15 protein-coding genes and 1 pseudogene are annotated in these 18,738 nt (G+C 71.1%); 4 read left to right on the plus strand and 12 right to left on the minus strand.

From position 1 onward, the window contains the following. Window positions 1-59 precede the first annotated feature (59 nt). The 6 genes and pseudogenes from prcA to arc form a co-directional block, all read right to left on the minus strand. A complete protein-coding gene (gene prcA / locus ACZ7C5_RS08915) occupies window positions 60-815 on the minus strand; it encodes a proteasome subunit alpha (RefSeq protein ID WP_188299087.1) in 756 nt (251 codons plus the stop codon). A gap of 28 nt (window positions 816-843) precedes the next feature. Next, the gene (gene prcB, locus ACZ7C5_RS08920; RefSeq protein WP_401087760.1) at window positions 844-1,644 is read right to left on the minus strand and encodes a proteasome subunit beta; all 801 of its coding nucleotides are present in this window, start codon (window positions 1,642-1,644) and stop codon (window positions 844-846) included. Next, window positions 1,641-1,718: pseudogene (locus ACZ7C5_RS08925) on the minus strand (endonuclease VII domain-containing protein); the annotation flags it as partial. The gene prcB and the pseudogene ACZ7C5_RS08925, both read right to left, overlap by 4 nt. A gap of 133 nt (window positions 1,719-1,851) precedes the next feature. Further along, a complete protein-coding gene (locus tag ACZ7C5_RS08930) occupies window positions 1,852-2,070 on the minus strand; it encodes a ubiquitin-like protein Pup (RefSeq protein WP_188299085.1) in 219 nt (72 codons plus the stop codon). A 173-nt stretch (window positions 2,071-2,243) separates the two neighbouring features. Then, window positions 2,244-3,755 carry a depupylase/deamidase Dop gene (gene dop / locus ACZ7C5_RS08935; RefSeq protein ID WP_401087669.1) on the minus strand — a complete coding sequence of 504 codons (1,512 nt, stop codon included), beginning with the start codon at window positions 3,753-3,755 and terminating at the stop codon, window positions 2,244-2,246. Window positions 3,756-3,984: 229 nt separating this feature from the next. Further along, entirely contained in the window at window positions 3,985-5,751 is a 1,767-nt protein-coding gene (gene arc, locus ACZ7C5_RS08940; protein ID WP_188299083.1) for a proteasome ATPase, read from the minus strand. A 285-nt stretch (window positions 5,752-6,036) separates the two neighbouring features. Here arc and ACZ7C5_RS08945 point away from each other — a divergent pair, with 285 nt between their 5' ends. Next, window positions 6,037-6,342 (plus strand): ferredoxin, encoded by a 306-nt coding sequence (locus ACZ7C5_RS08945; protein WP_401087672.1) that lies wholly within the window; start codon window positions 6,037-6,039, stop codon window positions 6,340-6,342. 25 nt (window positions 6,343-6,367) lie between these two features. On the opposite strand, the gene ACZ7C5_RS08950 is transcribed toward ACZ7C5_RS08945, so the two are convergent. The 3 genes from ACZ7C5_RS08950 to ACZ7C5_RS08960 all read right to left on the minus strand — a co-directional run bounded on the left by ACZ7C5_RS08950 (window position 6,368) and on the right by ACZ7C5_RS08960 (window position 9,334). Continuing rightward, a complete protein-coding gene (locus ACZ7C5_RS08950; RefSeq protein WP_401087674.1) occupies window positions 6,368-7,030 on the minus strand; it encodes a hypothetical protein in 663 nt (220 codons plus the stop codon). A gap of 80 nt (window positions 7,031-7,110) precedes the next feature. Next, window positions 7,111-8,070, minus strand: coding sequence for a tRNA (adenine-N1)-methyltransferase (locus ACZ7C5_RS08955; protein WP_470322306.1), 960 nt, complete (start codon window positions 8,068-8,070; stop codon window positions 7,111-7,113). 46 nt (window positions 8,071-8,116) lie between these two features. Beyond that, the gene (locus ACZ7C5_RS08960) at window positions 8,117-9,334 is read right to left on the minus strand and encodes a site-2 protease family protein (protein ID WP_401087762.1); all 1,218 of its coding nucleotides are present in this window, start codon (window positions 9,332-9,334) and stop codon (window positions 8,117-8,119) included. 161 nt (window positions 9,335-9,495) lie between these two features. Between ACZ7C5_RS08960 and ACZ7C5_RS08965 the strand changes: the two genes are divergently transcribed. Then, window positions 9,496-10,395, plus strand: coding sequence for a RecB family exonuclease (locus ACZ7C5_RS08965; protein ID WP_401087678.1), 900 nt, complete (start codon window positions 9,496-9,498; stop codon window positions 10,393-10,395). Further along, entirely contained in the window at window positions 10,396-11,067 is a 672-nt protein-coding gene (locus ACZ7C5_RS08970; RefSeq protein ID WP_188299078.1) for a response regulator, read from the plus strand. It abuts the gene before it with no gap. A 100-nt stretch (window positions 11,068-11,167) separates the two neighbouring features. Here the strand turns inward: ACZ7C5_RS08970 and ACZ7C5_RS08975 are convergent, their stop codons facing one another. The 3 genes from ACZ7C5_RS08975 to metH form a co-directional block, all read right to left on the minus strand. Then, on the minus strand, window positions 11,168-12,772 hold the full coding sequence (locus ACZ7C5_RS08975) for an ABC transporter substrate-binding protein (RefSeq protein WP_401087679.1): 1,605 nt from the start codon (window positions 12,770-12,772) through the stop codon (window positions 11,168-11,170). Between the two features lie 222 nt (window positions 12,773-12,994). Continuing rightward, complete coding sequence (locus tag ACZ7C5_RS08980) at window positions 12,995-13,699, minus strand: HAD family hydrolase (RefSeq protein ID WP_188299076.1); 705 nt, start codon at window positions 13,697-13,699, stop codon at window positions 12,995-12,997. A 139-nt stretch (window positions 13,700-13,838) separates the two neighbouring features. Beyond that, entirely contained in the window at window positions 13,839-17,351 is a 3,513-nt protein-coding gene (gene metH, locus ACZ7C5_RS08985; protein WP_401087682.1) for a methionine synthase, read from the minus strand. 142 nt (window positions 17,352-17,493) lie between these two features. Between metH and ACZ7C5_RS08990 the strand changes: the two genes are divergently transcribed. Then, the gene (locus ACZ7C5_RS08990) at window positions 17,494-18,588 is read left to right on the plus strand and encodes a hypothetical protein (RefSeq protein WP_401087684.1); all 1,095 of its coding nucleotides are present in this window, start codon (window positions 17,494-17,496) and stop codon (window positions 18,586-18,588) included. Window positions 18,589-18,738 lie beyond the last annotated feature (150 nt).

Below are 18,738 nucleotides of genomic sequence, written 5' to 3' on the forward strand. Positions count from 1 at the left end.
GGCACCGGAGTCCCGCACGGCGGCGGCAGGGCCGCCGCACGGGACTCCGCAGGCACTTGCTACACCGGCGTGCCGTCCGCCGGGTTCTCCTCGTCGTCCGCCTCGGCGGACTGGTCACCGTCGAGCAGCCGGCCCAGCTGGTTGCCCAGGATCCGCTTGAACTTGCGCTGCTGGAACCGCTGGCGGTCGAGGACCGCTACCTCCAGCTGTTCCGGAGTGAGGCTGCGCGGGCTGCCGCCGTTGGGGTCGCGGGCGAGCGAGTCGACCGCGACCTTCACCGCCTCGGTGAGGCTCAGGCCGGCGCGGTGGCTCTGGCCCAGGTAGTTGCCGATCGAGTCGGCGTTGCCGCCGACCACCACGTAGTTCTTCTCGTCGACGACCGAGCCGTCCGGCGTGAGCCGGTAGATCTGGTCCTGGTCGCTGGTGCGGCCGACCTCGGCCACGATCAGCTCGACCTCGTACGGCTTCTCGCCGACCGAGGAGAAGATGGTGCCCAGGGTCTGGGCGTACACGTTGGCGAGGCCCCGGGCCGTGACGTCGGCCCGGTCGTAGGAGTAGCCGCGCAGGTCGGCGTAGCGGACGCCGCCGATGCGCAGGTTCTCGAACTCGTTGTAGCGACCGACCGCCGCGAAGGCGATCTTGTCGTAGATCTCGGAGACCTTGTGGAGCGCCCTGGAGGTATTCTCCGCGACGAAGACGATGCCGTCGGCGTAGGTGAGCACGACCACGCTGCGGCCGCGGGCGATGCCCTTGCGGGCGTACTCCGCGCGGTCCGCCATGGCCTGCTGGGGCGAGACGTAGAACGGTGTCGACACCGGCGGTCGTCCCTTTCCTGTGAGGTGACTAGATCAGCGGGGCCTGCGGGCCGTTGGGCCGGGTCAGGCGCTCGTCGGTGATGGCGACGACGATCTCCGTGACCTCCGCCTCGGTGAGCCGGCGGAAGCCGTCCTCGGTGATCAGCGAGACGATCGGGAAGATCTTGCGGGCGAGGTCGGGGCCACCGGTGGCGGAGTCGTCGTCCGCCGCGTCGTAGAGCGCCTGGACGACCATGGTGGCGGCCTGGTCGGCCGTCAGCTCCTCGCGGTAGAGCTTCTTCATCGAGCCGCGGGCGAAGACCGAGCCCGAGCCGGTCGCGGTGAAGCTGCGCTCCTCGGAACGCCCGCCGGTGACGTCGTAGTTGAAGATCCGGCCACGGCCGAGCTCCACGTCGTAGCCGGCGAACAACGGCACCACCGCGAGGCCCTGCATCGCCATGCCCAGGTTGCCCCGGATCATGGTGGTGAGCCGGTTGGCCTTGCCCTCCAGCGAGAGCGTGGTGCCCTCGATCTTCTCGTAGTGCTCCAGCTCCAGCTGGAACAGCCGGACCATCTCGATCGCGAGGCCGGCGGTGCCGGCGATGCCGACCGCGCTGTACTCGTCGGCCGGGAAGACCTTCTCCATGTCGCGCTGGGCGATCACGTTGCCCATCGTCGCCCGGCGGTCACCCGCGATCACCACGCCGCCGTCGAAGACCGCGGCCACGATCGTGGTCCCGTGCGGGGCCTCGACCACGGCGCCCTCGGGGAGTCCGCGGCGGCCGCCGGGGACCAGCTCCGGCCGGTGCTCGGCGAGGAAGTCGAGGAACGAGGAGGACCCCGGGGTCAGGAAGGCAGCCGGTAGACGCCCGGTGCCACGAGTGTTGGCTTCCACACGATTCCTTCCAGGTAGCTTGAAGCGCGCGCTGCCCGCACCCTACCCGCCCGACGATCACCGTCCACGGGTGGAGGGGCCGGTGCCGGACGGCCGGACGGTGTTCCCCGTCCGGCCGCCTCCGACGGTCGCGACCGTGATTTCCCGAATGGCCGGGCCGGGCTATTGCCCGCCCTTCTGGACGAATCCACGGACGAAATCCTCGGCATTGGATTCGAGGACCTCGTCGATTTCGTCCAGTACCGCGTCGACGTCGTCGCTCAGCTTTTCCTGGCGCTCCTTGAGGTCGTCGGAATTCTGGCTTTCCGCGGCCTGCTCCTCGACCTCCTCGGAGGAACGGTTTGCCCGCTGCTGGCCGCCGCCGGTGTCCTTGCTCGCCATTTCCCTCACCCCGCTCGATTCGTCTGGCACGGTTCGGTCGCTGCTGCTGCACCGACCCTATACACAGGGTGCGACTGCCGCTCCCGGTTTGCCGGTGGCGCTTACTGTCCAACGCCCGCTGCCACCCCGGATGATTCCCATTCGGCGGACGTTCACCCATGGTGATCGAAAAGTTACCCGCCGGACAGCACCCGGAGCAGGTCCTCCGCCGTGCGGCAGCGGTCCAGCAGCTCCTTGACGTGGTTGCGGGTGCCGCGCAGCGGTTCCAGCGTGGGCACCCGCTGCAACGAGTCCCGGCCGGGCAGGTCGAAGATCACCGAGTCCCAGGAGGCCGCCGCGACGTGTTCCGCGTACTGCTCCAGGCAGCGCCCGCGGAAGTACGCCCTGGTGTCCTCGGGGGGCTTGGAGACGGCCCGCTCGACCTCGTCCTCGGCGAGCAGCCGCTCGAACCGCCCGCGGGCCACCAGGCGGTTGTAGAGGCCCTTCTCGGGCCGTACGTCGCTGTACTGGAGGTCGACCAGGTGCAGCCGCGGATTGGCCCACTCCAGGGCGTCCCGGCTGCGGTAGCCCTCCAGGATCTCCCGCTTGGCGACCCAGTCCAGCTGTTTGGACAGGGACATCGGGTCGCGCTCCAGCCGGCCCAGGACGTCCTCCCAGCGCGCCAGCACGTCCACCGTCTGCTCGTCCGCGTCGGTGCCGAAGCGGTCCTCGACGTACTTGCGGGCCAGTTCGAAGTACTCCAGCTGGAGCTGGACGGCGGTGAGCCTGCGCCCGTTGCGCAGGGTGATCAGGTGCTTGAGCGTCGGGTCGTGGGAGACCCGGTGCAGGGTGCGCACCGGCTGGTCGACGGCCAGGTCGGCGGCGATGAAGGAGTCCTCGATCATCGCCAGGACCAGGGAGGTGGTGCCCAGCTTGAGGTAGGTGGAGATCTCGGAGAGGTTGGCGTCCCCGATGATCACGTGCAGCCGGCGGTACTTCTCGGCGTCGGCGTGCGGCTCGTCCCTGGTGTTGATGATCGGGCGCTTGAGGGTGGTCTCCAGGCCCACCTCGACCTCGAAGTAGTCCGCCCGCTGGCTGATCTGGAAGCCGTGCGCCGAGCCGTCCTGGCCGATGCCGACCCGGCCGGCGCCGGTGACCACCTGGCGGGAGACGAAGAACGGGGTCAGGTGGCGGACGATGTCGGCGAACGGTGTCGCCCGCTTCATCAGGTAGTTCTCGTGGGTGCCGTAGGAGGCGCCCTTGTTGTCGGTGTTGTTCTTGTACAGGTGGATGTTCTGCCCGTTGGGCAGTTCCAGCGCGCGTTGCGCGGCCGCCGCCATGATCCGCTCGCCGGCCTTGTCCCAGAGCACGGCGTCGCGCGGGTTGGTCACCTCGGGCGAGCTGTACTCGGGGTGCGCGTGGTCCACGTAGAACCGGGCCCCGTTGGTGAGGATGACGTTGGCGAGGCCGATGTCCTCGTCGGTCAGCTGGCTGGCGTCCGCGACCTCGCGGGCCAGGTCGAACCCCCGTGCGTCGCGCAGCGGGTTCTCCTCCTCGAAGTCCCAGCGGGCCCGCCGCGCCCGGTGCATCGCCGCCGCGTACGCGTTGACGATCTGGGACGAGGTGAGCATGGCGTTGGCGTTGGGGTGCCCGGGCACGGAGATCCCGTACTCGGTCTCGATGCCCATCACGCGCCGTACGGTCATGCGGCCCTCCTTGCCCGGTGCGCCGCCCCCGACGGGCGGAGCACTCTGACGTACCGCCGAACAACACCGACGCCGGACTCCTCTGCCCGCGGACGGTGGGTCGAGCCTAGGACCGGGCGCCGACCGGCGGGCCCGGAGACGCGCCGTCCGGCTGCGGGGCCGCGAGGCGCCACAGCCGGACGGTGTGCGTACGGCTCCGGGGCCGCTGCCGGCCCGGTCGACCGCGTGCTTACAGGTACTGCCCCGTGTTGGCGACAGTGTCGATCGAGCGGCCGGACTCGGCGCCCTGCTTGCCGGTGACCAGCGTGCGGATGAAGACGATCCGCTCGCCCTTCTTGCCGGAGATGCGGGCCCAGTCGTCCGGGTTGGTGGTGTTCGGGAGGTCCTCGTTCTCCTTGAACTCGTCCACGCAGGCGGCGAGCAGGTGGGAGACGCGCAGACCGCGCTGGCCGTGGTCGAGGAAGTCCTTGATGGCCATCTTCTTCGCGCGGTCGACGATGTTCTGGATCATCGCGCCGGAGTTGAAGTCCTTGAAGTACAGGACCTCCTTGTCACCGTTGGCGTAGGTGACCTCCAGGAAGCGGTTCTCCTCGGTCTCGGAGTACATCCGCTCCACCACCGACTGGATCATCGCGGCCACCGTGGTGTCGACGGAGCCGTCGTGCTCCTTGAGGTCGTCCGGGTGGAACGGCAGCGAGTCCTTGAGGTACTTGGAGAAGATGTCCTTCGCGGCCTCGGCGTCCGGGCGCTCGATCTTGATCTTGACGTCCAGCCGGCCGGGCCGCAGGATCGCCGGGTCGATCATGTCCTCGCGGTTCGAGGCGCCGATGACGATGACGTTCTCCAGGCCCTCCACGCCGTCGATCTCGGCGAGCAGCTGCGGGACGATGGTGTTCTCCACGTCCGAGCTGACGCCGGAACCGCGGGTGCGGAACAGCGACTCCATCTCGTCGAAGAAGACGATGACGGGCGTGCCCTCGCTCGCCTTCTCCCGGGCCCGCTGGAAGACCAGGCGGATCTGCCGCTCGGTCTCGCCCACGTACTTGTTGAGCAGCTCGGGGCCCTTGATGTTGAGGAAGTAGCTCTTGCCCTGGGGGCGGCCGGTGACCTCGGCGACCTTCTTGGCCAGCGAGTTGGCGACCGCCTTGGCGATCAGCGTCTTGCCGCAGCCGGGCGGGCCGTAGAGCAGCACGCCCTTGGGCGGACGCAGCTCGTACTCCTTGAAGAGGTCGGCGTGCAGGTACGGCAGCTCGACCGCGTCGCGGATCAGCTCGATCTGGTTGCTCAGGCCGCCGATCTGGCGGTAGTCGATGTCCGGGACCTCCTCGAGGACCAGTTCCTCGACCTCGGACTTCGGCACGACCTCGAACACGTAGCCGGAGCGGGGCTCCAGCAGCAGGGCGTCCCCGGGCCTGATGGTCAGCCCGCGCAGCGGCTCGGCGAGCCGCACCACGCGCTCCTCGTCGGTGTGCCCGAGGACGAGGGCGCGTTCGCCGTCCTCCAGGAGCTCCTTGAGGGTGACGATCTCACCGATGTTCTCGAAGGCCATCGCGTCCACGATGTTGAGGGCCTCGTTGAGCATCACTTCCTGGCCGCGCCGCACCTCGTCGAGGGCGACGTCGGGGCTGACGTTCACGCGGAGCTTGCGCCCGCCGGTGAAGATGTCGGCGGTGCCGTCCTCGTTCGCGTCGAGGAAGGTGCCGAAACCGGCCGGGGGCTGTGCCAGCCGGTCCACTTCCTCCTTGAGGGCCACGATCTGGTCGCGGGCCTCACGCAGGGTGGAGGCGAGCCGGTCGTTCTGGGCGGTCACGCCCGCCAGGTTGGTCTGGAGCTCGACGATCCGCTCTTCGAGGATCCTCGAATTGCGCGGCGAGTCGGCGAGCTTGCGGCGCAGCACTGCGATTTCCTGCTCAAGGTACGAGACCTGAGCGGCCTCGTCGGAACCACGAGCGGGCCTGCCGGTGCTGCGGGTGTAGTCGTCATCGTGGGCTGCCACGGTCCTCACCTCCTCCGGGGAGCTGGACGCTTCCAGACCCTACCTGGGACCAGGGGTCCGTAAACCCCTAGATCAAGAAAGATGGAACGGGCGTGTCCGATCTTCGCCCCAGCGTGCTTCCCCTCTGCTAAGGGGATACCCACCGCGCACCACCCAAAGCGGGCCAGATGTATCGTCGAGCGAAGTGATATCCGATCGCGACCACAAGTAGAGGTCCGATCGTTGTACGAATGGCGGGATTGCTCCAGGAATAGGGGCGACCCGGGACAGAAACGGCAGGGGACCATGTCGGTGACCGAGCAGACGGCGGCAGCGGCCGAGGCGCTGGAGGTGTGGATCGACCAGGATCTGTGCACCGGCGACGGCATCTGCGTGCAGTACGCGCCCGAGGTCTTCGAGCTCGACATCGACGGGCTGGCCTACGTGAAGGGCCCGGACGACGAGCTGCGCCAGCAGCCCGGGGACAGTGCCCCGGTGCCGCTGACGATCCTTCAGGACGTGGTGGACTCGGCGAAGGAGTGCCCCGGCGACTGCATTCACGTGCGCCGGGTCGCCGACCGGGTCGAGGTCTACGGCCCGGACGCGGAGTAGTCCGCGTCCGGACGGGTGGCGGTCGTCACACGGCGGAGACCGGGGCGGCGGTCTGGGAGCGTTCCCAGCCGCCGCCCCTGTGCGTCCAGGTGAGGTCGAGTGAGATGTCGGGCTTGAAGCGCGGCACGTCCTCGCTCGAATACCCCTGCGCGTGGCCGGTGATGGCGCCGTCCGAGCGCACCGTGATGCGGCTCACGGTGAGGTTCTCGCGCTCGGGCAGCAGGGTGGCGACCACCTCGGGGCTCCCGCCCCTGCCGAAGCCGAGCAGGAAGACCGCGTCCGGCGGGGTGCCGGTCTCGGCGGCGCAGTGCGCGGCGACCACCGTGCCGGGGCGCCCGTCGCCGAGCTTCGCGGGCACTCTGAGCGCCGTCTTGACCGGGAACGGGCCGCAGTCCAGCGGAAGTTGGGCCAGGGCCGGGTCGGGGGCCGCGCCGGCGGCGAGGGGCCCGGCGGTGCTGCCGTGCACGGGCACCGGGCTGCCGGTCGCCGGCGAGGCCGCGAGCGCGGCGCCCACCACCGCGCCGCAGCCGGCCAGGGCGACGGCCCAGTGCCAGGGGGCGGTTCGCGCGTGCCCGGGCCCGGTACGGCCCCGCGGTGTCTGCTGTCCAGCCGTCGCCGTCGTCCCGACCGCGGTCTCCACCAGGCGTCCCCTCCAGAGCTCCAGGAGCTGGTCTGCGTGAGCGAGCATCGTCCCACACCGTGGCCGGCGGAACGCGAAAGGGGTGGTACGGGCGCAGAGCCCGTACCACCCCTTGACCGTCTGTGGGATCAGCCCAGGTCGGGCTGCTCCGTCTCCGCGCCGAGGGCGGCCTTGCGAGCGGCGGCGCGCTCCTGGAGGGTGGGCTCGGCCGACCCGTTGTCGTAGTCCTCGCCGTACGCGCCCTTGGCCGGGCGGCGGCGGCGCAGCGGCGGCTCGACACCGTCCGCCAGGCGGCGGGCGGTGAGCAGGAAGCCGGTGTGGCCGATCATCCGGTGGTCCGGGCGGACCGCCAGGCCCTCCAGGTGCCAGGTGCGGACCATGGTCTCCCAGGCCTGCGGCTCGGTGAAGGTGCCGTGGTCGCGCAGCGCCTCGACGGTCTTCGACATCTGCGTGGTGGTGGCCACGTAGCAGCAGATGAGGCCGCCGGGGACGAGCGCCTTGGAGGCGACGTCCAGGCACTCCCAGGGGGCGAGCATGTCGAGGATGACGCGGTCGACGTCGGTCTCGACCAGGTTGTCCTGGAGGTCGCCGACGGTGAGCTTCCACGCCGGGTGCGGACCGCCGAAGTAGCGCTCGACGTTCCCCTTGGCGATGTCGGCGAAGTCCTGCCGGCGCTCGTAGGAGGCCAGCGAGCCCTGCTCGCCGACGGCGCGCAGCAGGTACGTGCTGAGCGCGCCCGAGCCGACACCGGCCTCGACGACGCGGGCGCCGGCGAAGATGTCGGCCATCGCCAGGATCTGCCCCGCGTCCTTGGGGTAGATCACGGCGGCGCCGCGCGGCATGGACAGGACGTAGTCGGGGAGCAGGGGACGCAGCGCGAGGTACGGGACGTTCCCCGTCGTACGCACGACCGTGCCCTCGGGAGCGCCGATCAGCTCGTCATGCGGGAACGCACCCTTGTGGGTGTGGAACTGGTTCCCGGCCTGGAGCGTGAACGTGTAGTGGCGACCCTTGGGGTCGGTCAGCTGGACCTGGTCCCCGACCTGGAAGGGCCCGCGTCGGCGGGCGGCACCGGTCGGTTCGGACATGTGCCCAATCCTAAGGGAAGCGGACCGGCTCGCGGGACGCGGGTGATCAGCGGCCGGTGACGGCGGCGGTCAGCCGCTGCTCGATGTCGCTGAGCGCGGCGACGCCGAACACCCGGCCGTCCGGCTCCACCACCAGGTACTCCCCCGCCGGAGTGGCCTGGACGGCCCTCAGCAGGTCCTCGCCGCCGAGGTCGGCGTCCAGCCGTATCCCGGGTTCGAGGTCGCGGGCGAGCGGGCCCACGGCCACCCAGGGGCGGCGGTGCTCGGGCACCGCCCGGACCGCGGACTCGCGCACCAGGGCGATCGGCTCGCCCCGGCCGTCCACCACGATCACCGCGCCGGCCTCGGCCTCACGGGCGCGGCGCAGCGCCTCGCCGAGCGGGGTGTCGGCGGTGACCTCGACGGCCCGCCGGGCCAGCTCGCGCAGCCGCAGGCCGGGCAGCACCTCCTTGAGCCGGGCGTTGCGCAGGCTGCCGGTGGCGCCGTTCCAGATGATCGCGGCGAGCACCGCGGCCAGCACCGCGTCCACCAGGGTGTCGGTGGTGGTCCGCTCGACCCCGCGGGCGGCGCTCGCCAGCGGCAGGCCGAACAGCACCGCGACGGCCAGCCCGCGGCCGACCCAGGCGGCGGCCACCGTGCCGGTCATCGGCTTGCCGCTGATCGCCCAGACGACCGCGCGCAGCATCCGGCCGCCGTCCAGCGGCAGGCCGGGCAGCAGGTTGAAGGCGGCGACCACCAGGTTGGAGACCATCAGGCCGGTGAGCAGCACCCCGGGCACGGTGGACAGCTCCACCGCCCGCACCGCGAGGTAGAACACGCCGCCGAGCAGCAGCGACAGCAACGGGCCGACGAAGGCCAGCCAGAACTCCCGCCAGGGGCTCTGGGCCTCGTTCTCGATCTCCGAGACGCCGCCGAAGAACTGGAGCTGGATCCGCCGCACCCCGAGGTCGTAGCGCAGGGCGACCAGGGTGTGGGCCAGCTCGTGCACCAGGACGGAGGCGTAGAAGGCGACCGCGAAGAAGAACGCGACCAGGTAGCGGGCGCCGCCGAGGTCGGGCAGCACGTCGCCCAGCTGCCCCCCGAACACCCAGGTGATCAGCGCGGCGATGAGGAACCAGGAGGGGGTCACGTAGACGGGCACGCCGAAGGGCCGGCCCATCAGGATGCCGCCGCCGGGCTCGGGCGGCGGCCCGGCCGGGCGCCGGCCGTCGTCGTGCGGTGGCCGTTCGGAGGGTCGCTGCCCCCTGCTGTCGCTCACCGTGATCCCTTCGGTCGTCTCCCCCGTCGTGCCCCGGTGCGCCCACGCTACGTGATCGCGGGCCGCGGGCGCTGCGGGCCCCTCCTTCTGGCTTCATACCCACTCCTCCGCCGCTGCGGCAGCACCGTGGCAGCGGGATGACAGCAAAGGGCAATAGGCTCGTGGCCATGCAGCACACCGAGACCAGCAGTGCCGCCGGGCGTCCGGCGGCACCTCCGACCGGGCTCTCCCCGTCCCGCGCGGGGGACTTCCTCACCTGTCCCCTGCTGTACCGGCTGCGGGTGATCGACCGGCTGCCGGAGCCGCCGAGCGCGGCGGCGACCAGGGGCACCCTGGTGCACGCGGTGCTGGAGCGGCTGTTCGACAGCCCGGCGGCCGACCGGACGCCGGAGCGGGCGCTGGGCCTGCTGCGCCCGCAGTGGGAGCGGCTGCTGGGCGAGCGCCCCGAACTGGGCGGGCTGTTCCCCGACGACCCGGACGGCGCCGCGCTCACCCGCTGGCTGGCGGACGCCGAGAAGCTGGTCGGCCAGTGGTTCCGGCTGGAGGACCCGACCCGGCTGCACCCGGCGGAGCGGGAGCTCTACGTGGAGACGGCCCTGGAGTCCGGGCTGCTGCTGCGCGGCTACATCGACCGGGTGGACGTCGCCCCGACCGGTGAGGTCCGGCTGGTGGACTACAAGACCGGCCGGGCGCCCTCGCGGGACTTCGAGGGCAAGGCGATGTTCCAGATGAAGTTCTACGCCCTGGTGGTGTGGCGCTGGAAGGGCGTGATCCCCAGGCGCCTCCAACTGGTCTACCTCGGCGGTGGCGGGGACGTGGTCTCGTACGACCCGGACCAGGCTGACCTGCTCGCGGTGGAGCGCAAGCTCCAGGCGCTGTGGGAGCGGATCGGCCAGGCGGTGGCCACCGGGGACTTCCCGGCCACCCGCAACCGCCTCTGCGACTGGTGTGACCACCAGGCCAGCTGCCCGGAGTTCGGCGGCACCCCGCCGCCGTACCCGCTGCCGGTGGCTCGTACGTCGGATGAAAGCGATCCCACGGGGGATCCGATGAACAAGGAGTCCTAGGTGACGATCCGAGTGCTGCTGGTCGACGACCAGCCGCTGCTTCGCACCGGTTTCCGGATGATTCTGGAGGCCGAGTCCGACCTCGTGGTGGTCGGCGAGGCCGGCGACGGCCAGCAGGCGCTGGACCAGGTGCGGGCGCTCCAGCCCGACGTGGTGCTGATGGACATCCGGATGCCCAGGATGGACGGCGTCGAGGCGACCCGCCGGATCGCCGGCCCCGGCCGGGACGGCCCGGCCAAGGTGCTGGTGCTGACCACCTTCGACCTGGACGAGTACGTGGTGGAGGCGCTGCGCGCGGGCGCCAGCGGCTTCCTGCTGAAGGACGTCCCGGCCGAGGAGCTGGTGCAGGCGATCCGGGTGGTCGCGGACGGCGCGGCGATGCTGGCGCCGAGCATCACCCGCCGGCTGCTGGACATGTACGCCACCAAGCTGCCCTCGGGCGACGAGGCGCCGCCGCAGGCGCTGAGCGCGCTGACGGAGCGTGAGCTGGAGGTGCTGAAGCTGGTGGCGCGCGGGCTGTCGAACGCGGAGATCGCGGCCGAGCTGTTCGTCAGCGAGACCACCGTGAAGACCCACGTGGGCCACGTGCTGACGAAGCTCCAGCTGCGCGACCGGGTGCAGGCGGCGGTGTACGCCTACGAGAGCGGGCTGGTGCGCCCGGGCGCCCTCTGAGGCCCGCCGCGGCCCCCCGGGGCGCGCGGAAACGTCACGGTGGCCCGCCCGCATCCCCCGTACCGGTGGGGGATGCGGGCGGGCCACCGTCCTGCGGGCGCTACTTGTTGGTCCGGCCGATCTCCCAGAAGCGGAAGTAGCCGGTGGTGTCGACGGTGGACTCGACGCCGGTGACGTACGAGCGGGACGCGAAGAAGGACTTGTTCTGGTACAGCGGGATCAGCGGCACGGACTCGGCCTCGATCTGCTGGATCTGCGCGTAGGTGCCGGCCGCGGCGCTGCGGTCGGTCTGCTTGAGGCCGTCCGGCACCAGCTTCCCGCTGATCCGCTGGTCGTCCCAACCGTGGTGGTAGGCACCGCCGTTGACCAGCAGCGGGGCGAGGTAGTTGTCCGGGTCCGGGTAGTCGGCGAACCAGCCGATGATGTACGCCTGGTACTTGCTCTCGGTCCAGCCCTTGCGGTACGAGTCCCAGTCCGGCTCCTGGGCCAGCGTCACCTGGAAGAGGCCGCCGGTCTCCAGCTGCTTCTTCAGGGTCTCGGCCTCGTTGCTGCCGGCCCGCGAACGGGACCAGGTCAGGGTGAACTTGACCGGGGTCTGGACCTTGGCGTCGGTGAGTATCTTCTTGGCCTTGGCCACGTCCTGGTCGCCGTAGCGGTCGAAGAAGGCCGTGGTGTGGCCGGGGAGGCCGGCCGGGACCAGCGAGTAGAGCGCCTGGACGGTGCGGGCGAAGACGTCGCGGGCGAGCGCCTTGCGGTCCATCAGCTGGGCCGCGGCCTGCCGGACGGCGACGTTGCTCATCAGCTGGTCCTTGGTGTTGAAGACCAGCGAACGGGTGTCGTTGCTGTCGCCCTCGGTCACCTGGAGGTCGGTCTTGCCGCCCTGCTGGTCGGAGCGGACCTGCGCGGCGGTGTTCGGCTCCAGGCTGTTGTCGGTGAGGTCGACCTCGCCCTTGTCCAGCGCCGTCTTCAGGTCGTCCGGCTTGTCGAAGTACCGCACGGTGAACTTGCCGTTGCGCCGCTTGGCCTCGCCGCCGTACTTGTCGTTGGCCGACAGCACGACCTTGCCCAGCTGCTTGCCGCCGCTCATGTTCTCGACCGAGTCGATGCGGTACGGGCCGGAGCCGATCAGCTTGTCGTTGGGGACGACCTTGTCGGCGGGGTAGGCCTGGTGGTCCACGATGGCGCCGGCCGGGCTCGCCAGCTTGGCCGGCAGGGTGGCGTCGGGCGTGGAGAGGTGGAACAGAACCTCGTTGTCGCCCTTGGCCTCGACGGACTTGATCGAGTCGAGCAGCTCGGCCGGACCGTTCGGGTCGTTGATCTTCTTGGTGCGCTCGATCGAGAAGACCACGTCCTGGGCGGTCATCGGGTGCCCGTTGGAGAACTTCAGACCGGGCTTCAGGACGCAGTGGTACTCGGTGGCCTCGCCACCGGTGAACTCACAGGACTGCGCGGCGTCCGGGGACGGCGCACTGGCGGCCGCCTGGAAGGTGAGCAGCGACTGGAAGGTGTTGCGCAGCAGCAGCCAGGAACCGGAGTCGTAGGCGGCGGCCGGGTCCAGGACACCGGTCAGCTGACTGGTGCCCATGGTGATCGACTTGCCGCCGTCCCCCTTGACCACGTCGGTCACCGATCCGCAGCCCGCCACCGAAACGGCGACCAGGCCGGCGCATCCGAGTGCTGCCAGGCGTTCAGCTGAAGTCTTCACGAGGCGCGTCCTTCTGGGTGGCACGAATCTGGAGTAGCGTGCCATATCGAACACGCACGACCGATACCCGTGCAGATGACGTTTGGGACACGGTGGTTCAGGGCATCGCGGCGCACCCGACGAGTTGTCAGCCAATGCCCGTTTTCTCCCCCGGCGACTCCGGTCCGGAGCCCCGTCAGATCGCGTACCGGCGGGTAGGTCCGGGTCGCAATGAGATGACTATCACACTCGGGAAGCGACCAGCGAACGCAACAGGTCGAGGTCGACCCGCTCCAGCGAGGGCAGCACCAGCCGCCCGGGAGCCGGCTCGATCGCCGCCACCGAGGGCACCGCGACGACCGGGCAGCCGGCCGCCTCGCCCGCCTGCACCCCGGTCGGGGTGTCCTCGACCACCACGCAGCGGGACGGCTCCGCGCCCAGCCGCCGGGCCGCCTCCAGGTACGGGTCGGGGAACGGCTTGGTGCGCGGCACCTCGTCCCCTCCGATGGTGAAGGCGAAGTGGTGGGCGCCCAGCGAGCGCAGCACGATGTCGATCACGTGCCGGTGCGAGGCGGACACCAGGGCGGCCGGGACGCCGTGCGCGGCAAGGGTGTTGAGCAGCCGTTCGGCACCCGGCATGAGCGGCACGCCGCCGGCCAGCAGGTCGACGAAGCGCTGGTTGACCAGCACGCCGAGCTCGGCCGGCGCGATGTCCACGCCCGTCCTGGCGACCAGGTAGTCCATCACCCTGGTCATCGGGCCGCCGACCACGTGGGCGCGGTCCGCCTCGTCCAGCTCGTGGCCCAGCTCGGCGAAGAGCGAGGCCTCGGCCTGCCACCAGAAGTCCTCCGTGTCCACCAGGGTCCCGTCCATGTCCAGCAGCACCGCCTGGAGCCCGCGGTCGTCCCCGTGGTCGAGGAGGCGCGTGGCGGTGGAACTGGTCGTCATGGTGGGGTCCTTCCGGCAGGCCCGGGGCGTTCCGGGGAAGGGCGCGGGCCGGCCCGCTGGTGAGCGGACCGGCCCGTTCGGGATCATCCAGGATACGCCCGCTCCGTCCGGAAGGAGCGGACGCGGGGCGAACCGGGGGTTACCGGGCGTTGAAGTACTTCGCCTCCGGGTGGTGGATCACGATCGCGTCCGTCGACTGCTCCGGGTGGAGCTGGAACTCCTCGGAGAGCACCACGCCGATCCGCTCCGGCTTCAGCAGCTCGGCGATCTTGGCCCGGTCCTCCAGCTCGGGGCAGGCCCCGTAGCCGAGCGAGAAGCGGGCGCCGCGGTACTTGAGCGCGAACATGTCCCTGACGTCCTGCGGGTCCTCGCCGGAGAAGCCGAGCTCGAAGCGGACCCGCGCGTGCCAGAACTCGGCCAGCGCCTCGGCCAGCTGCACCGAGAGGCCGTGCAGCTCCAGGTAGTCGCGGTAGGAGTTCCCGGCGAACAGCTCGTTGGCCGCCTCCGAGATCCGGTTGCCCATGGTGACCACCTGGAGGCCCACGACGTCCCGCACCCCGGACTCCTCCGGGCGGAAGAAGTCGGCCAGGCAGAGCCGCCGCCCGCGCCGCTGGCGCGGGAAGGTGAAGCGGGTCCGCTCGGTGCCGTCCTCGTGGAAGACGATCAGGTCGTCGCCCTTGGAGTTGGCCGGGTAGTAGCCGTAGACCACGGCCGCCTCCAGCCAGCCCTCGGTCTGGAGCCGGTCCAGCCAGGCGCGCAGCCGCGGCCGGCCCTCGGTCTCCACCAGCTCCTCGTACGAGGGGCCGTCGCCGGCCCTGGAGGCCTTCAGCCCCCACTGCCCCTTGAACAGCGCGTCCTCGTCCAGCCAGGAGGCGTAGTCAGCGAACGGGATGCCCTTGACGATCCGGTCGCCCCAGAACGGCGGGGAGGGCACGGTGTTCTCGACGGTGACGTCGGAGCGGATCTGGCCGAGGTTCACCTCGGGCTCCGGCTCCTCCACCTCGACCCTGGCGTGCCGGCGCTGCTTGAGCTCCGGCAGGGCCGCGCCGGGCACGCCGCGCTTGACCGCGATCAGCGCGTCCATCAGCCGCAGGCCCTCGAAGGCGTCCCTGGCGTAGCGGACCTCGCCCTCGTAGATCTCGTGCAGGTCCTGCTCGACGTAGGCCCGGGTGAGCGCGGCACCGCCGAGGATCACCGGGTAGCTCGCGGCCAGCTTGCGCTGGTTCAGCTCCTGGAGGTTCTCCTTCATGATCACCGTGGACTTCACCAGCAGGCCCGACATCCCGATCACGTCCGCGTTGTGCTCCTGCGCCGCGTCCAGGATCGCCGCGACCGGCTGCTTGATGCCCAGGTTGACCACGTTGTAGCCGTTGTTGGACAGGATGATGTCGACCAGGTTCTTGCCGATGTCGTGGACGTCGCCCTTGACGGTGGCCAGCACGATGGTGCCCTTGCCCTCGCTGTCGGACTTCTCCATGAACGGCTCCAGGTGGGCCACCGCGGTCTTCATCACCTCGGCGGACTGGAGCACGAACGGGAGCTGCATCTGACCGGAGCCGAAGAGCTCGCCGACCACCTTCATGCCGGCCAGCAGGGTCTCGTTGATGATCTCCAGCGCCGGGCGCCCGGCCAGCGCCTCGTCCAGGTCCGCCTCCAGGCCCTTGCGCTCGCCGTCGATGATCCGGCGCTGGAGCCGCTCGTCCAGCGGGAGCGCGGCCAGTTCCTCGGCCTTGGAGGCCCTGACCGAGGCGGCGGAGACGTTGGCGAACAGCTCCAGCAGGCGCTGCAGCGGGTCGTAGCCGTCCCGGCGGCGGTCGTAGACCAGGTCGAGCGCCGTCTCGCGCTGCTCCTCGGGGATGCGGGAGATCGGCAGGATCTTGGAGGCGTGCACGATCGCCGAGTCCAGACCGGCCTCCACGCACTCGTGCAGGAAGACCGAGTTGAGCACCACCCGGGCGGCCGGGTTGAGGCCGAAGGAGATGTTGGACAGGCCCAGGGTGGTCTGCACCTTCGGGTGGCGGCGCTTGAGCTCGCGGATCGCCTCGATGGTCTCGACGCCGTCCTTGCGGGACTCCTCCTGGCCGGTGGCCAGGGTGAAGGTGAGGCAGTCGACCAGGATCGAGCCCTCGTCGACGCCGTAGTCGGCGGTGAGTTCGGCGATCAGCCGCTCGGCGATCTCGACCTTGTGCCGGGCGGTGCGGGCCTGGCCCTCCTCGTCGATGGTCAGCGCGATCAGGCCGGCGCCGTGCTCGCGCGCCAGCGAGGCGATCCTCCCGAACCGCGAGTCCGGGGCGTTGCCGTCCTCGTAGTTGACCGAGTTGAGCACCGCGCGGCCGCCGAGCGCCTCCAGGCCGGCCCGCAGCACGTCCGGCTCGGTGGAGTCCAGCACGATCGGCAGGGTGGAGGCGGTGGCCAGCCGGCCCGCGATCTCCTTCATGTCGGCGACGCCGTCGCGGCCGACGTAGTCCACGCAGAGGTCCAGCAGGTGGGAGCCGTCCCTGATCTGGTCGCGGGCGATCTCCACGCAGGCCTGCCAGTCGCCGGCCAGCATCGACTCGCGGAACTTCTTCGAGCCGTTGGCGTTGGTGCGCTCGCCGATCGCCAGGTACGAGGTGTCCTGGCGGAACGGCACCGCCTGGTACAGCGAGGCCGCCGAGGACTCGGGCTGCGGGTCGCGCGGGGTGACCGGGCGGCCCTGGACCCGCTCGACCACCTGGCGCAGGTGCTCGGGGGTGGTGCCGCAGCAGCCGCCGACCAGCGAGAGGCCGTACTCGCGGGTGAACACGTCGTGGGCGTCGGCCAGTTCGGCCGGGGAGAGCGGGTAGTGGGCGCCGTCCTTGCCGAGCACCGGCAGGCCCGCGTTCGGCATGCAGGACAGGCCGATCCTGGCGTTCTTCGCCAGGTAGCGCAGGTGCTCGCTCATCTCGGCCGGGCCGGTGGCGCAGTTGAGGCCGATGTAGTCCACGCCCAGCGGCTCCAGCGCGGTGAGCGCGGCGCCGATCTCGGAACCGAGCAGCATGGTGCCGGTGGTCTCCACCGTCACCTGCACCAGCACCGGCAGGTCGAGGCCGGCCTCGGCCAGCGCCCGCTTGGAGCCCAGGATGGCGGCCTTGGTCTGGAGCAGGTCCTGGCTGGTCTCGACCAGCAGCGCGTCGGCGCCGCCGGCGATCAGACCGGCCGCGTTCTCCTTGAACCCGTCGCGCAGCGTCTCGTACGGGGCGTGGCCGAGCGTCGGCAGCTTGGTGCCGGGGCCGATCGAGCCGAGCACCCAGCGGGTGCGGCCGTCGGCGGCGGCGTGGGCGTCGGCCACCTCGCGGGCGATCCTGGCGCCGGACTCGGACAGCTCGAAGATCCGGCCCGCGATCTCGTACTCACCCAGCGCGCTGAAGTTGGCGCCGAAGGTGTTGGTCTCCACGCAGTCCACGCCCACACCGAAGTAGGCCTCGTGGACGGACCGGACGATGTCGGGGCGGGTGACGTTGAGGACCTCGTTGCAGCCTTCGAGGTTCTGGAAGTCCTCCAGCGTCGGATCCTGCGCCTGGAGCATGGTGCCCATGGCACCGTCGGCGACCACCACCCGGGTGGCCAGCGCTTCGCGCAGCGCGTTCGCGCGGCTCTGCTGAGTGATGGACGGGGTGGCGGCAATGGCCATGGGGCTTCTCCCTGGTGCGACGGCTGTCGGCTTTGCGACCCGCTTGCTCGGGCACGCACGTGGCCAGAGTATCCGGCCCACGGCTCGGCCCGCCGTTCCATTCCGTATCCTGAGCGCTCGACCGCAAGGGGGGAGCAAGCGCGTGGCCGGATTCCGGACCTCCGCGCGGCGTGCCGGTCGGGCCCTGGGGGCCCCGTTCCGAGCGCTGCGCGACCGCTGGCGGGCCTGGTCCCGGTGGCGCCGGGCCCTGCTGGTCCTGGCCCTGGTGGCGGCCGTGCCGGCCACCGCGCTGGGCTCGGTGTTCGTGGTGTTCCGGCTGCACTACACCGGCGAGCCCGCCGCCGAGGCCCGTACCAGGGGCCGGGACGCGCTCTGGCTCGGCCACGCCTGGGTGGACGGCCGCAGGACCGAGGCGGACGTGGCCGCACTGGTCCGGCAACTGGCCGGAACCGGCATCAGGGACCTGTACGTGCACACCGGACCGCTGGAGCACGACGGCTCGCTGCCGCCCGCCGTGCACCCCAGGGGCCGCTGGTTCACCGACACCGTGCACCGGGCCCTGCCCGGGGTGCGCCTGCAGAGCTGGCTGGGGGACGAGGTCAGGCCGGAGAAGGACGGCCTGGACCTGGAGGACGGCCCCACCCGGGACCGGGTCACCGCCTCCGCCCGCCAGGTGCTGGACCTCGGCTTCGACGGCGTGCACTTCGACATGGAGCCGATCCGCCCCGGTTCGGCCGGCTGGCTGGCCCTGCTCGACCAGGTCCGCCCGGTCACCGCGGCGCGCGGCGCCGAGCTGTCGGTGGCGGCCCCCCAGATCGACCCGGTCCCCGGCCTGCACACGGCCGGCATCCTGCTCACCGGCCACGGCAAGTGGTGGGACGCGGCGTACTTCACCGAGACCGCCCGCCGGGTCGACCAGATCGCGGTGATGAGCTACGACACCTCGATGCCCACCGAGCCGCTGTACGGCGGCTACGTCGCCCGGCAGACCGAGCTGGCGCTGCGGGCCACCCCGGCGGACGTGGACCTGCTGATGGGCCTGCCGTTCTTCTGGGACGACAAGTGGGGCCACTGGGGCGACGCCGAGACCGTCCGGGCGGCCGTCCGGGGCGTCCGGCTGGGCCTGGGCCGGGAGGACCGGCGGCGGGCGAACTTCGGCGTCGCGCTGTACGTGGACTTCGCCTCGCTGCCCGAGCACTGGGCCGCGTACCGCAGCGGCTGGGTGGCCCCGGAGTAGCGGCGCCGCCGGCGGACCGGCGGGACCGTGCCACGACGGGGCGACCGTCACGCCGTGGCACGATCCGCATACTCTCCGCCTTCGTCGATTACCTGACGGACCGTCAGTCCCGGGCTCCCGATATCCGCTGGATCGGGGCGGTCCGCTCCC

The organism is Kitasatospora sp. NPDC036993, from assembly GCF_055607525.1.

Coding starts and splice junctions, on each gene's coding strand:
- metH (WP_401087682.1), bottom strand. CDS start 17,351: ATGGCCATTGCCGCCACCCCGTCCATCACTCAGCAGAGCCGCGCGAAC.
- ACZ7C5_RS08930 (WP_188299085.1), bottom strand. CDS start 2,070: ATGGCGAGCAAGGACACCGGCGGCGGCCAGCAGCGGGCAAACCGTTCC.
- ACZ7C5_RS08980 (WP_188299076.1), bottom strand. CDS start 13,699: ATGACGACCAGTTCCACCGCCACGCGCCTCCTCGACCACGGGGACGAC.
- ACZ7C5_RS08955 (WP_470322306.1), bottom strand. CDS start 8,070: ATGTCCGAACCGACCGGTGCCGCCCGCCGACGCGGGCCCTTCCAGGTC.
- ACZ7C5_RS08950 (WP_401087674.1), bottom strand. CDS start 7,030: ATGCTCGCTCACGCAGACCAGCTCCTGGAGCTCTGGAGGGGACGCCTG.
- ACZ7C5_RS08965 (WP_401087678.1), top strand. CDS start 9,496: ATGCAGCACACCGAGACCAGCAGTGCCGCCGGGCGTCCGGCGGCACCT.
- dop (WP_401087669.1), bottom strand. CDS start 3,755: ATGACCGTACGGCGCGTGATGGGCATCGAGACCGAGTACGGGATCTCC.
- ACZ7C5_RS08945 (WP_401087672.1), top strand. CDS start 6,037: ATGTCGGTGACCGAGCAGACGGCGGCAGCGGCCGAGGCGCTGGAGGTG.